The sequence below is a fragment of the Pantoea sp. X-Soil-MYKO-1785 genome, assembly GCF_059730675.1.
On the sequence record NZ_AP036002.1, the window covers coordinates 163,586 to 177,183 of the forward strand.

11 protein-coding genes and 1 pseudogene are annotated in these 13,598 nt (G+C 57.7%); 8 read left to right on the top strand and 4 right to left on the bottom strand.

Features of this window, described 5'->3' with window-relative positions; genetic code table 11:
- Positions 1 to 34: 34 nt before the first annotated feature.
- Genes AC6I8D_RS23930 through AC6I8D_RS23940 form a run of 3 tightly spaced genes read right to left on the bottom strand, consistent with a single transcriptional unit; the run spans position 35 to position 3,291 of the window.
- Positions 35 to 817: a TIM barrel protein gene (locus AC6I8D_RS23930; protein WP_312760066.1), complete on the bottom strand. Its 783-nt coding sequence runs from the start codon at positions 815 to 817 to the stop codon at positions 35 to 37.
- Positions 817 to 1,830 carry a Gfo/Idh/MocA family oxidoreductase gene (locus tag AC6I8D_RS23935; RefSeq protein ID WP_497821126.1) on the bottom strand — a complete coding sequence of 338 codons (1,014 nt, stop codon included), beginning with the start codon at positions 1,828 to 1,830 and terminating at the stop codon, positions 817 to 819. Before AC6I8D_RS23935 ends, AC6I8D_RS23930 begins: the two co-directional genes overlap by 1 nt.
- Positions 1,831 to 1,842: 12 nt before the next feature.
- Entirely contained in the window at positions 1,843 to 3,291 is a 1,449-nt protein-coding gene (locus AC6I8D_RS23940; RefSeq protein WP_312056221.1) for a sugar porter family MFS transporter, read from the bottom strand.
- 189 nt (positions 3,292 to 3,480) lie between these two features.
- On the opposite strand from AC6I8D_RS23940, the gene AC6I8D_RS23945 reads away from it, so the two are divergent.
- The 4 genes and pseudogenes from AC6I8D_RS23945 (at position 3,481) to AC6I8D_RS23960 (ending at position 8,928) form a co-directional block, all read left to right on the top strand.
- A complete protein-coding gene (locus AC6I8D_RS23945) occupies positions 3,481 to 5,439 on the top strand; it encodes a sigma-54-dependent Fis family transcriptional regulator (protein ID WP_497821127.1) in 1,959 nt (652 codons plus the stop codon).
- Positions 5,440 to 5,590: 151 nt separating this feature from the next.
- Positions 5,591 to 6,205 (top strand): TetR/AcrR family transcriptional regulator, encoded by a 615-nt coding sequence (locus tag AC6I8D_RS23950; protein ID WP_312056223.1) that lies wholly within the window; start codon positions 5,591 to 5,593, stop codon positions 6,203 to 6,205.
- Positions 6,206 to 6,452: 247 nt separating this feature from the next.
- Positions 6,453 to 7,739, top strand: a complete 1,287-nt coding sequence (gene fabF, locus AC6I8D_RS23955) for a beta-ketoacyl-ACP synthase II (protein WP_497821128.1) — start codon at positions 6,453 to 6,455, stop codon at positions 7,737 to 7,739.
- A gap of 304 nt (positions 7,740 to 8,043) precedes the next feature.
- Positions 8,044 to 8,928: pseudogene (locus AC6I8D_RS23960) on the top strand (ROK family protein).
- On the opposite strand, the gene AC6I8D_RS23965 reads toward AC6I8D_RS23960, so the two are convergent.
- Complete coding sequence (locus AC6I8D_RS23965) at positions 8,925 to 9,878, bottom strand: LacI family DNA-binding transcriptional regulator (protein ID WP_497821129.1); 954 nt, start codon at positions 9,876 to 9,878, stop codon at positions 8,925 to 8,927. The pseudogene AC6I8D_RS23960 and the gene AC6I8D_RS23965 sit on opposite strands and share 4 nt — an antisense overlap.
- Positions 9,879 to 10,167: 289 nt before the next feature.
- On the opposite strand from AC6I8D_RS23965, the gene AC6I8D_RS23970 reads away from it, so the two are divergent.
- The 4 genes from AC6I8D_RS23970 to AC6I8D_RS23985 are packed head-to-tail and all read left to right on the top strand — an operon-like array spanning position 10,168 to position 13,554.
- Positions 10,168 to 10,497 (top strand): PTS sugar transporter subunit IIB, encoded by a 330-nt coding sequence (locus tag AC6I8D_RS23970; RefSeq protein WP_069729930.1) that lies wholly within the window; start codon positions 10,168 to 10,170, stop codon positions 10,495 to 10,497.
- The gene (locus AC6I8D_RS23975; RefSeq protein WP_497821130.1) at positions 10,494 to 11,822 is read left to right on the top strand and encodes a PTS sugar transporter subunit IIC; all 1,329 of its coding nucleotides are present in this window, start codon (positions 10,494 to 10,496) and stop codon (positions 11,820 to 11,822) included. The genes AC6I8D_RS23970 and AC6I8D_RS23975 overlap by 4 nt, the downstream gene beginning before the upstream one ends.
- A 20-nt stretch (positions 11,823 to 11,842) precedes the next feature.
- Complete coding sequence (locus tag AC6I8D_RS23980; RefSeq protein ID WP_497821131.1) at positions 11,843 to 13,243, top strand: glycoside hydrolase family 1 protein; 1,401 nt, start codon at positions 11,843 to 11,845, stop codon at positions 13,241 to 13,243.
- The gene (locus AC6I8D_RS23985; protein WP_497821132.1) at positions 13,240 to 13,554 is read left to right on the top strand and encodes a PTS lactose/cellobiose transporter subunit IIA; all 315 of its coding nucleotides are present in this window, start codon (positions 13,240 to 13,242) and stop codon (positions 13,552 to 13,554) included. The genes AC6I8D_RS23980 and AC6I8D_RS23985 overlap by 4 nt, the downstream gene beginning before the upstream one ends.
- The last annotated feature ends 44 nt before the right edge of the window (positions 13,555 to 13,598 follow it).

A 13,598-nucleotide genomic window follows, 5' to 3' on the forward strand; every position in this document is an offset into this window, starting at 1 on the left:
TCGGGCAACAGACAAATACCCGACGGGGAGGTGATTACAACACGGTGAAATGATCGCGGAACTCCGCCAGTGCCTGTTCGCTGTCGCCGGCCGCCCAGCCTTCCAGCGCCACGACGCCGCGATAGCCGGCCTGCTCCAGCGCGCGGGCTATCGCCCGATAGTTGATTTCGCCGGTGCCCGGCTGCATCCGTCCCGGCACATCCGCAACCTGTATTTCACCGATTGCCGGACCACAGCGGCGGATCAGCTCAATCAGATTGCCTTCGCCAATCTGGGCGTGATAGAGATCCAGATTCATCTTCAGTGCCGGACTGTTGACCGCCTCAACCAGCGCCAGCGTATCCGCCGCGCGGGCAAAGGGAGTGCCCGGATGGTCAACCGCCAGATTGAGGTTTTCCAGGGTAAAGACGCGTCCGGCCCGCTCACCGAGCGCGGCGAGGCGGCGCAGCGTATCCGCCGCTTTAAGCCACATCGCCCCGGTCACCCTCTCCACCGGCCTGATCGCCTGGCCATTCTCATCCAGTCCGGTGCCGTGCAGATTCAGGCTCGGGCAGTTAAGCCGTTCCGCAACCGCCAGCGATGCTTCGGCACTTTGCAGCAGCGGCTCGATTTGATCCTCATCCGTCAGGTTGCCGCTCAGATAGCCGGTCATCGAGGTGAAGCGCGCGCCGGTCGCCACCAGCGCATCGATATCCTTGTTAGCCCAGTTCCAGATCTCGACCCCAAATCCCAGTGCATGAATACGCTCAACCCGGCGGATAAACGGCAAATCGAGAAACACCATTTCGGCACAGACGGATAACTGATAACCAGCCATTAGCGTGCTCCCAGCAAGACAGGCTTGCGCTGCTGCACCGACTCAATGCAGGCCAGGGCAATCTCCAGCGCATTGCGGGCATCAATGCCGGTGGCGCGTGGCGTCTCACCGTGCAGGATGCAATGCGCAAACTCGGTCATTTCCGCCACGTAGGCCTCACGCAGCAGGTCGGTATCCATCCTTGAGGTTGCTATTGCAATACCGTCGGCGTGATAACGAACACAGTTATCCTGATTGAAATTACCGGCCTGCAGCATGCCTTTACTGCCAAACACTTCGCCGCGCACGTCATAACCGTAGACTGCCTGGAAATTAGCTTCGGCGGTGGCAATCGCTCCGTTATCGAAACGGATGGTCACCACTGAGGTATCCAGCAGCCCCTTATCTTTGAAATCAGGCCGGACCAGCGCATCCGCCAGCGCATAAACTTCAACCGGTCGGGCACCAGGGTTGAAATGCAGCAGGGTGTCAAAGTCGTGGATCAGCGTTTCCAGGAAGATGGTCCACTGCGGGATCGGGGCCGGATCGCGTAAGGCGGGGTCGCGGGTCACCGAGCGGCTTAGCTGGGTAGTGCCGTTTTCACCGGCTTTGACTGCGCTGATGGCGGCGGCAAAGCCGGCACTGAAGCGGCGGTTAAAGCCGACCTGTAACACCACGCCCGCCGTTTTCGCTGCAGCAATTGCCCGGTCAGCTTCCTCGAGTGTCACCGCCATCGGTTTTTCACAGAACACATGCTTACCGGCCTGCGCGGCGGCAATCACCAGCTCAGCATGGGTACGGGCCGGCGTCGCAATCGCCACCGCATCAATCTCACTGTCGTTGAGTAATGCCTGCAGGTCGGTATAGGCCTTCTCAACCCCCAGCCGATCCGCCAGCCGCTGCGCGGCACCAGGCTGCAGATCCGCCACGGCGGTCAGTCGGGCACCGGGCACCCGCAGCGCCAGATTCTCCGCATGAAAACTGCCCATTCGGCCTGCGCCGATCAATCCCACACGCACAGTTTTATGATTCATAACAACTCCTGTTTATTTATTGTTTGCCCAGTCAGGCTGGATAGAGGGTCCGGATGTCTGCTGTGCCTCAGCGGCAAAGCGACGGGATTTCGATAACATCAGCGGCTCGATGTGCTCCAGTGAGACGCCGCGGGTTTCCGGCAGGAAACGCTGCACAAACCAGAAGGCCACCAGACAGCCAACGGCGCACAGCATCAGCGGAAACGCGCCGTGAAAATGGTCCATCAGCAGGCTGCTGCGATTCATCATCGGGAAACTCTGGGTGACAATGAAGTTAGCCAGATACATCGATGAGAAGGCGTATCCCATGGCGACGGCGCGGATCCGGTTGGGAAAAATTTCCGAGATCAGTAACCAGGCGCCAAGGCTCCATGACATGCCGAAAATCAGCACGAACGCCACCAGTCCGATCACCGGCAGCAGCCCGCCAGTCTGCGAAATAAAGGCCCACGAAGTCACCATCAGGCAGACGGCACAGCCCAGCGCCCCCCAGCGCAGCAAGCGGGTACGTCCCCAGCGATCGACGGCGTTAAGACAGAAGGCCACCCCGGCCAGCAGCGCAACCCCGAGGAAAATGCTGTGGAACAGCGAGGTTTGCGTATCGGAGGAGATGTTCTGCAGCAGTGACGGTGCGTAATAGAGCAGAATATTAATGCCGGAGATCTGCTGCAGGATGGCGATGGCGCAACCAATCAGCAGGATGTAGCGCGCCCGGGCGTCACGCAGTAACGCGGGCCGGGCGCCGCCGTCACGCTGATCGGCAGCGGAAGCGCTGATCTCTGCCAGCAGGCGGGCCGCATGCTGTGGCGTAGACAAACGGGTCAGCACCGCCAGCGCGCGATCGCGTTTCCCGTTCAACGCTAACCAGCGCGGCGATTCCGGCATGAACGGCACCAGCGCCAGGAACAGCAGGCAAGGCACCACGCCGGACGCCAGCATCCAGCGCCAGCCTTCGCTGACGATCCAGCTGTGAGACATGCCGCGGGCGATCAGATAGTTGACCACATAAACCGTGACCTGCCCGCCAACCATCAGCATCTGCTGCAGACCCAGCATCCGACCGCGCCAGTCTTTCGGTGAAACCTCAGCAATATAGAGCGGCGTAATCGCTGAAGCCATGCCGACGGCCAGTCCGCCAACCAGCCGGTAAAGCACGAACTGGGTCAGGGTATCCGCCAGCGCTGAACCTACCGCTGACAGCGTAAATAGCAGCGCGGTGATCACCAGCGTCGGCTTGCGGCCGATCCTGTCAGAAAGTGCGCCAACGCTCCAGGCACCCACGACGCAACCGAGGATCACGTTTGAAACAGCCCAACCGCTTTGCCACGGCGACAGGGAAAGATGTTCGGTTAATGGCTCAATCACCCCGGAAATAACTGAGGCGTCATAGCCGAGGATCACCCCGCTGAGCGAGGCGATGGAACAGATAAACAGCAACAATTTCAGATTATGTTTACGCATAACAGCTTAACTTTCCCGTTAATTTTTTCCGGTGAGCGTTAGTCTGAAGATTGCAAAACAGGTGCCAGTTTTAAAACCGGGTTTTATGTGAACGACCTCTCAGATAACCGCGGCCGGATGAAAATAAAATTTACATGTCAACTTAACATGTCATTAAAATGGACATTTCATCCTGACCCGGAGGCAGAAATGCCCACGCTGCACGATTTATTGCCGAATAAAGAAGAGAGCGACGCCATTTTCAGCCTGCCTGAAGGCAGCGATGCGGCACGCTGGGAACAGCTACTCGCACAGGGATGGCAGGCTTTTGTGGCGGGCGAACAGCCGCACTGGATCCGCAGTAGCATCCTGCAATCCTGGACACGCTCCCGGCAACGCGGCATCGATCCGACCCGGTTCAGCTACAGCGCGCCCGATGCCGACGAGGTGGCCGTTATTCTCAGCCAGAACAGTGAACTGATTGCGGTGGCGCACAGCGTGATGGAGAACCTGCTGGCCTACAATCCGGATGGTCACATCAACCTGACTGATGCACAGGGCGTGGTGCTGAGCTTTTGTGGCAGCGATCTGACGCCGGTCGGCAGCATCCTGCGTGAAGAGGTGCTGGGCACCAACTGCACCGCACGCTGTTTACGCGAACAGCGGCTGGTCTATGTACTGAGCGGAGAGAACTGGAAGATGGCCCTTCGTGCGCGTAACCAGCAGTGCGCGGCGGCACCGATTCGTGATGCCAGCGGGCGGATGATCGGCGTCCTGACGCTGACGGCAACGCCTGACAGTTTCAACGTTCACACCCTGGGCACGGTGCAGGCGGCGGCCGAAGCGATTGGGCAGCAACTGACCCTGCGCCGCCTGCTGGCTGAGCAGCAGTCGATTCTGGAAACCCTGAATGAAGGCGTGGTGGTCTGCGATCGCGACGGCCGCATCAAAACCCTGAATCGTTACGCCCGTCAGATTTTTGCCGGCATGGCGACGGACGATGCGCCGATCGACCAGCTGCTACAGCCGCAATCTGGCTCGCTGCTCACCCTTCCCTGCTGTAACGATCGCGAGATGGTGTTTCGCCCGGATGGCAGACGCAGCGTCTCCTGCCTGGTATCACTGATGCCAGCGCCGGATGGTGGACGTATTTTATCGCTGCGCGAAAACCAGCGGATTCGGGCGATCACCCGGCGGGTGCTCGGGGTCAGCGCCAGCTATACCTTTGAGATGATCCGTGGCAATGCGCCCACTCTGCAACAGGCGATACAGCATGCGCGAGCCAGTAGCCGCAGCGACAGCACCGTGCTGCTGACCGGCGAAAGCGGCACCGGTAAGGAGCTGTTTGCTCAGGCGATTCATAACGCCAGCAGCCGGTCGCAGGAGTCATTTGTTGCGGTCAACTGTGGCGCGCTGCCGCGCGATCTGGTGCAGAGCGAGCTGTTCGGCTACGTTGACGGCGCTTTTACCGGCTCGCGACGGGGTGGATCGGCCGGAAAGTTTGAGCTGGCCGATGGCGGCACCCTGTTCCTTGATGAGATTGGCGAAATGCCGCTGGAGGCGCAGACCAGCCTGCTGCGCGTGCTGCAGGAGAATGAGGTGCTGCGCATCGGAGCTGCGCATCCGGTAAAGGTGGATGTGCGCATCGTGGCGGCCACCCATTGTGACCTGCAGAGCGCGGTGGAGCAGGGGGCATTCCGGCGTGACCTGTTCTATCGTCTCAACGTCATTTCGCTGACCATTCCGGCCTTACGGGATCGTCGAAGCGACATCCCCGATCTGGTCAATACCTTTAGCAGCGCGCTCTGTCAGCGACTGAACAAACTGCCGCCGCAGGTGACGCCAGAGGCGATGCGCTGCCTGCAGGCCTGGCACTGGCCTGGCAACGTCCGTGAGCTGGAAAATCTGGTCGAGCGGATCGTTAACCTCTGCCAGAGCAGCACCATCGGGCTAACCGATCTGCCAGCCGAATTTATTGCCAGCGCCTCACCGGTCGCCGCAGAACCAGCCAGCCTGCTGCAGGATAATGAGCGGGCCTGCATCTTACAGACCATTCGCGCCCAGGGCGGTAATCTGCGGCAGTCCGCTAAGCTGCTGGGAATTTCACGCACCGCGCTCTACAACAAGCTGAACCAGTGGAACATCCCGATTGACAGCCTGCGCCAATAGCCTGCCGCGCCGTCGGGGCAGGCTGCAGGCTACCCGCATCGGTCATCACCATCCAGCGCGAATCATGGCTTTTACCGGTTAAAACACTTAAAATGTGACCATCTAAATCAGTGGTCACTGAATAAGCCACTTTACTTACCAGGCGGTGAAAATGTCAGACCAGCTTACCGATGCCGGCAACCGCGGCCCTGCCGGGCATAACGTGCGCGATCAGATCGTTGACGCCGCGATGCAGCACTTTGCCCATTACGGCTATGAAAAAACCACTGTTGCTGACCTTGCCCGGGCAATTGGCTTCTCCAAAGCCTATATTTACAAATTTTTTGAGTCTAAACAGGCTATTGGCGAGGTGATTTGCGCCAGCCGGCTGGCAATGATTATGCAGCGGGTGGAAGCGGCGCTGGCCGACGCGCCCAGCGCCGCTGAACAATTCCGCCGCCTGTTCCGGACTCTGTCAGTGACCGGCACCGAGCTGTTTTTTCACGATCGTAAGCTGTATGACATCGCCGCGGTGGCCTCGCGCGATGGCTGGCCTTCGGCCCAGGCGCATGAAGAGCGGCTGCTGAACCTGATTCATCAAATACTGCGTCAGGGCAGAGAGGCAGGCGAATTTGAACGTAAAACCCCGGCCGATGACGCGGCAGAAGCGATCTATCGGGTGATTAAACCTTATGCCAGCCCGGTGCAGCTGCAGTACAACCTTGATGAGGCGGAAGCAGCCTCCGTTCAGCTGGCGGCGCTGGTATTGCGCAGCCTGGCACCCTGAACTGTGACCATTGACTAAATCGGTCACTTGATCAAAGATAGCGATGACTTTGATCGGCCGATCAGGTCATTGCTGTCGTTACGCTCACCGGTTTTCTTCCCGTTAAGCCTGATGGCCTGCTGGCAACCCTGCGCCAGGTGCGCAGGGTTGCCTCATCCACGCTAAGGTTGAAAGCGTGCATTGATTAAACTCACGCGTCTGTAGCAGATGAATTGCCACTGCACAGACTGACCACCGGAGGAAACACATGAGTCATTCAGCGGCGTCTGAACGCATCGTCATTACCGGTATGGGCATCGTTTCGCCGCTCGGCTGCGGCGTGGAGACGGTCTGGCAACGTTTAACTCAAGGTCAGTCGGGAATTCGTGGCCTGTCCGACGAGATGAGTGCCGGCACCGGTATTTCGGTTGGCGGTAGCGTCCCAACGGTCGATGAAGATCCGCTGGCAGGATACGATCCTGAAGCCTTGATTCTGCCTAAAGAACGCAAAAAAATGTCCCGCTTTATCGAGTTTGCGCTGCTGGCGGCGGACGAAGCACTGAAGCAGGCGGGCTGGCATCCTCAGCCGGAAGATGAGGCCGCGCGCGAACGCACCGCCACCATTATCGCCTCAGGCGTAGGCGGCTTTGGTGCCATTGCGGACGCGGTGCGTACCACTGACGCTCGCGGCCCGCGCCGGCTTTCACCTTTCACCGCCCCTTCCTTCCTCGCCAATATGGCGGCGGGTCATGTCTCAATCAAACATGGATTTACCGGGCCGCTCGGCGCCCCCGTCACCGCCTGTGCAGCAGGCGTGCAGGCGATCGGTGATGCTGCCCGCCTGATCAGAAGTGGCGAAGCGGATATTGCAATCTGCGGCGGCACGGAGGCAGCGCTGGATCGGGTGACGCTGGGCTGTTTTGCGGCCGCACGCGCGCTGTCGGTAGGCTTTGCAAATGATCCGCATCACGCTTCACGACCGTTTGATCGCGACCGCAACGGTTTTGTGATGGCTGAAGGCGCAGGCCTGCTGGTGATTGAGTCGCTGGCGCATGCCGAAGCGCGGGGTGCAACGCCGCTGGCAGAACTGGTTGGTTACGGGACCAGTGCTGATGCTTATCACCTGACCGCCAGCCCGGAAAATGGCAGCGGCGCGGCGCGGGCGATGAGACTGGCCCTGCGCCAGGCCGGAATTGGCCCGGAAGCGGTGCAGCACATCAACGCTCACGCCACCTCAACGCAGGTTGGCGACCGCGGTGAGCTCGCGGCAATTCGCGCGGTGTTTGGCGACGATTCACCGGTAGCCATTACCTCGACTAAATCAGCAACCGGGCATCTGCTGGGCGCGGCGGGCGGGTTAGAGGCGATATTTACCCTGCTTGCGCTGCGTCATCAGTGCGTTCCGCCTACGCTCAACCTGCATCATCCCGATGAAGCGGCAGGCAATCTCAATCTGGTGGCGCTGAACGCCCGCCCGGTGGATCTGACCTATGCCATGTCGAATGGCTTTGGATTCGGCGGGGTAAATGCCAGCATCCTGCTGCGTAAGTGGTGACCCCGTCCGCCTGAGCCGGATCCCAATGTCGTGCGGTTGCCTGTGGCACGGCAGCGGGATCCACTCTCTCACGCTTAGCCGTTTCGGAACCAGGCCTCACCGCCTGTTATTGCTAACCTAAATGCTTGTTTTCACTTCCCCCGCCTGCTGCTGATTTCCGGTAAGTCGATGCTGACCGCGCCGGGCCGCCGGTATTATCTTTATAATTCCGGACTTTTCCTGACACTATCGCCCGCCCGTCGCCGCTTACGGTTAAATTTCAGCGCTACAATTATATCGACGACAATAACCTCAGAGACAGCGAATGAATATTGCAGCCTTCGATATTGGCGGGACCTCATTAAAAATGGGCGTAATCGATCGTCAGGGAAATATTCTGGCGAGCGACAGTAGCGATATCTCCCATAATGACCGGAATAAGATTCTGGAGCAGATTATCGCCTGGCTAAAGAAGAACCCGTCCTGCAGCGGCATTGCGGTCAGCACGCCGGGTTATATCGATCCGGATAACGGCTATATTGCGATGGGCGGGACGGTGCGTGACTTTGATCGGTTTCATCTGAGCCAGTGGCTGACCGAAAAAACCAGCCTGCCCGCTACGGTTGAAAACGATGCGCACTGTGCATTGCTGGCAGAGCGCTGGCTGTGAAAAGCGAAAAAGCTGAATGATTTTCTGATGTTAACCATTGGCACCGGACTCGGTGGCGCAGCGTTCTGTAACGGCGCACTGATCCGCGGGGGACGCAATCGGGCCGGAGAATTTGGCTGTCTGCTGACCTCGCGTCCGACCGACAGCAATATCGAGCCGCATACCATGGCCCAGAGTTGCACCATGACCGCGCTGCGCGAAAATTACGCTCAGCTCAGCGGCCAGCCCGCCGATGATATCAGCGGTAAAGATGTGTTCGATGCTTTTGAGCAAGGTGATGAGTTAGCACAAAAAGTGGTTAATACCTTTTACCAGCATCTTGCCGCCGGTTTATATAACCTGTTCAGCGTGTTTGACCCGCAGACCATTTTCATCGGCGGCGGTATAACCGAACGCGAATCCTTTCTGCAGGAGCTTTCACAGCAGCTGGAAAAATATCAAATCGATATCCGCATTGATACTGCCACCTACGGCAACGACTCCGGCATGCTGGGCGCAGCCTATCACTTTTTGCAAAGCCAGCAGAGTGAGCTCTCTTAGCGCTGCCGCCAGTCCGGAATGATTAAATCGCCGCGTAACACCGAACTACCCAGCATCTGCTGGGTAGTGGCGGTTAACCAGCCGACAATGCGTGATGCCAGCAGATCGAGTGAATATTCAATAGCCGGAATGGTCGGTAACCCGGGTAAATTAACCGATCCCGCCAGGCTGAATACCATCACGTCCTTCGGCACCGCTTTATTAAACGCCTGCAGCTGCGCCATGGCGTTTTGCGCTTCCTGCTCGTTAGCCACCAGCAGCGCATTAAAACTCCGGCTGCTGGCATTATTCAGCAGCATCTGAATTGCCACCGACGAGGAGACCGCTTCGGTGATCACCAGATTGCGGTTAAAGGGCAGAAGATTGTTTTCCAGCGCCAGCTTGTAGCCCAGTAATAGCTGCCCTGCGGTGCCCCCGTTCTCAGGCTGAATTAAGGCGATCTGCCGGCGGCCCTGATTGATCAGGAAATTGCAGGCCGTCTCAGCGGCAAACGCGTGGTCGAACTGAATACTGTTCGGCCCTTCGGCTTCGGCACAGTCAACCAGAATGACATGTTCATCATCGATGTTAAGAGGAAAGCGCGCGCCGATGATCAGCACATCATCGCACAGGCCACAACTCAGCTCCTCCAGCGCGGTCAGAACCTCACTTTTGCTGCGGGCAAAGCGCAACAGCAGATGTTTCTGATGCTGGCGCAGCTGCTTTTCCAGCGCAAAAAGCCAGGCGGTGATCTGGTTTACGTTTTCCTGGGCACAGATAACGCCGATGCAGTGGGTAGTCTGGCTGAATAACGATTGAGCTATTACGTTAGGCCGGTAATTCAATTCCTCGACTGCCTTCAGTACCGCCAGCCGGCTGGCTTCTTTCACGCCGCGTGAACCGCTCAACACCCGGGAAACTGTGGCTTTCGATACCCCAGCTAACCGTGATACATCGTTGATAGTAGACATGTTATTCCCCTGAAAACGGCGCTATGCCAAAAAAAGCCAACCTGTGCTTACTGCCCATTTGTTCGCCGGGCAAAGTATAGCCATTTCAGCATTCTATGGAAACCGATTTTCCAAATACCCGAAAAGGCTGCGCTATTACAGCCATTTTTGTGACCGGAATCCAATAAAAAAACCCCGCATCATCGGCTTATTGACCGACATCACACTTCTGAGCACCGCCAATGGAAACCGGTTTCCATATGATATCCAATCAGCCTCACTTTGGTGTCAAAGGTGAGGAACAGTAACCATGTACAGAATCATGTTGTGTTGTTCAGCAGGAATGTCTACCAGCATGCTGGTGCGGAAAATGGAAGAAGCGGCCGCGCAACGGGCGCTTGAAGTTGAAATTAAAGCGTTTGGCGTGGCGGAGTTTGATGAGCAGTTTTCCCGCTATCAGGTGGTGTTACTCGGGCCGCAGGTGAAATACATGCTGAAAAGCCTGGCCGACAAAGCGGCAGGCCAGAATGTGCCGGTACAGCCGATCGATATGATGGATTACGGCATGCAACGGGGTGACAAGGTACTGGACTTTGCGCTGTCGCTGATTACGGCTGCCAATGAAAAGGCGGCCCTATGAGCTCACTTTATCAATCGATGATTGCGGTGATCGAGCAATCGATTACGCCGCTGGCCGGCCGGCTGGGCCAGCAAAAATATGTCATCGCCATTCGTGACGGCTTTACCGCCGCGCTGCCGTTTATGATCATCGGCTCCTTTATGCTGGTGTTTATTTTTCCCCCATTCTCAGCCACCAGCACCAACAGTGTGGCCCGGGCCTGGCTCGATTTTTCCGCCACCTACCGTGACCAGCTGATGCTGCCGTTTAACCTCAGCATGGGGGTGATGACCTTCTTTATTTCGGTAGGCATCGGCGCCAGCCTGGGACGACAGTTCTCGCTGGATCCGGTGATGTCCGGCCTGCTGGCCTTTATGGCCTTTTTACTGGTGGCAGCACCTTACTCCAATCACACCATCTCTACCGAATATCTTTCCGGCCAGGGGATTTTTACCGCGTTGCTGACCGCCATTTATGCCACCCGTGTTTACGCCTGGCTGAAGCACAACAACATCACTATCCGCCTGCCGAAAGAGGTCCCGACCGGGGTGGCGCGATCGTTTGAGATTTTGATCCCGGTGGTGGTGATTATCGGCACCCTGCATCCGCTCAATCTGTTGATTGAGGCGAAAACCGGGATGATCATTCCGCAGGCGATCATGCATCTGCTGGCACCGCTGGTTTCCGCCTCTGACTCACTGCCGGCGATTCTGCTGTCGGTGCTGCTGTGTCAGATCTTCTGGTTTGCCGGTATTCACGGTGCGCTGATTGTGACCGGCATTATGAACCCGTTCTGGATGGCTAATCTCTCCGCTAACCAGGCCGCACTGGCAGCGGGCACGGTATTGCCGCACATCTATCTGCAAGGTTTCTGGGATCACTACCTGTTGATCGGCGGTGTCGGCTCTACCCTGCCGCTGGCCTTTCTGTTGCTGCGCAGCCGCGCCACCCATTTGCGCACCATCGGCAGAATGGGCATCGTGCCGAGCTTCTTTAATATCAACGAGCCGATCCTGTTTGGCGCGCCAATCATCATGAATCCGCTGATGTTTATTCCCTTTGTCTGCGTACCCATGCTGAACGCCGTGCTGGCCTACACCGCTACCCGACTCGGCTGGCTGGCGCAGGTGGTTTCGCTTACGCCGTGGACCACACCCGCATCGATTGGCGCGTCCTGGGCGGCCAACTGGGCGATCAGTCCGGTGGTGATGTGTCTGGTCTGCATGGTGCTTTCCGCCCTGTGCTACCTGCCGTTCCTGCGCGCCTACGAACGATCGCTGATGAAAACCGATCAGGAAAAGGCGCAGTCACAGGCCCCACTGGCTGAAAGCGCCAGTACTCATTAATTCCGCTGGAGAGAGGCACCATGCACTACACATTTCCCGATAACTTCTGGTGGGGCAGCGCCAGTTCCGCGCTGCAGACTGAAGGCGATAGCGTAACCGGCGGCAAAAGTGCCACCATCTGGGATCACTGGTATTCGCAACAGCCATCGCGTTTCCATCAGCAGATTGGACCGGCTGACACCTCGACCTTTTATCAGCACTGGCGCGAAGATATCGCCTTGCTGAAGCAGCTGAATCATAACAGCTTTCGTACCTCAATCAGCTGGGCGCGACTGATTCCGGACGGCAACGGTGAGGTCAATCCGCAGGCGGTGGCGTTCTACAACAATGTGATTGACGAACTGCTGGCACAGGGCATCACGCCGTTCATCACCCTGTTTCATTTTGATATGCCAATGGCGATGCAGCAGCTGGGCGGATGGGAGAATCGTCAGGTCGTTGCAGCGTTCAGTCGCTACGCCCGCCTCTGTTTTGAGCTGTTCGGCGATCGGGTGCAGCACTGGTTTACCTTTAATGAGCCGATTGTGCCGGTTGAGGGCGGATACCTGTATGACTTCCATTATCCCAACGTAGTCGATTTCCGCCGGGCGGCAACGGTGGCTTATCACACCGTACTGGCCCATGCTTCGGCGGTCCGCGCCTTCCGGGACGGCCGGTTTGCCGGTGAAATCGGCATCGTGCTCAATCTGACGCCCTCTTATCCACGTTCGCAGAACCCGGCCGATCTGACTGCGGCGCATCACGCCGATCTGCTGTTTAACCGCAGCTTTCTCGACCCGGTGTTGCGCGGCGAATTTCCGGCGGATCTGGTGGCGCTGCTCAGGCAGTATGACCAGCTACCGCCAACCCAGCCGGAGGACCGGGCGCTGATCGCCGACGGCGTCATCGACCTGCTCGGGGTCAATTATTATCAGCCCCGTCGGGTAAAATGCCGCGACAGCGCAATCAATCCCGCTGCGCCGTTTATGCCGGAATGGTTCTTTGACAGCTATGAGATGCCAGGGCGGAAAATGAACCCTTACCGCGGCTGGGAAATCTATGAGCCCGGCATCTATGACATTCTCACCAACCTGCGGCTGAATTACGGCAATCCACGCTGCTTTATCTCAGAAAACGGCATGGGCGTAGAGAATGAACAGCGTTTTGTTGAGGACGGACAGATCAACGATCAATACCGCATCGACTTTGTCGCCGAACACCTTAAATGGGTTCACCGGGCGATTGCCGAAGGCAGCCAGTGTCTCGGTTATCACATGTGGACCTTTATCGATAACTGGTCATGGTGTAACGGCTATAAGAACCGTTATGGCTTTGTTCAGCTGGATATCACCACTCAGCAGCGCACGGTGAAAAAAAGCGGTGAATGGTTTGCGGCGACCTCGGCCCGTAACGGTTTTAACCACCCGGAGAATTTATCATGATCGATCAGGAAGAGGCGGTAATGGAGATTATTGTTAATGCCGGCCAGTCGCGCAGCCTGTGCTTTGAGGCATTGCAGGCGGCGCGTCAGGGGGAGATCGAGCAGGCGCGGGAACTGCTGCAACAGGCCGATACCTTCACCCGCCAGGCGCATAAAATGCAAACCCGGCTGATTGAACAGGATGCCGGTGAAGCCCGCCAGCCAATGACCTTAATTATGGTCCACGCCCAGGATCACTTAATGACGTCGATGCTGGCGCGCGAACTGTCTGAAGAAATTATTCATCTGTACCAGCGAGAAGCGCGCGCCTGATAGCGGGCAGCCCGATGTGCTGCCGGGTAAACACCGTTATAAAC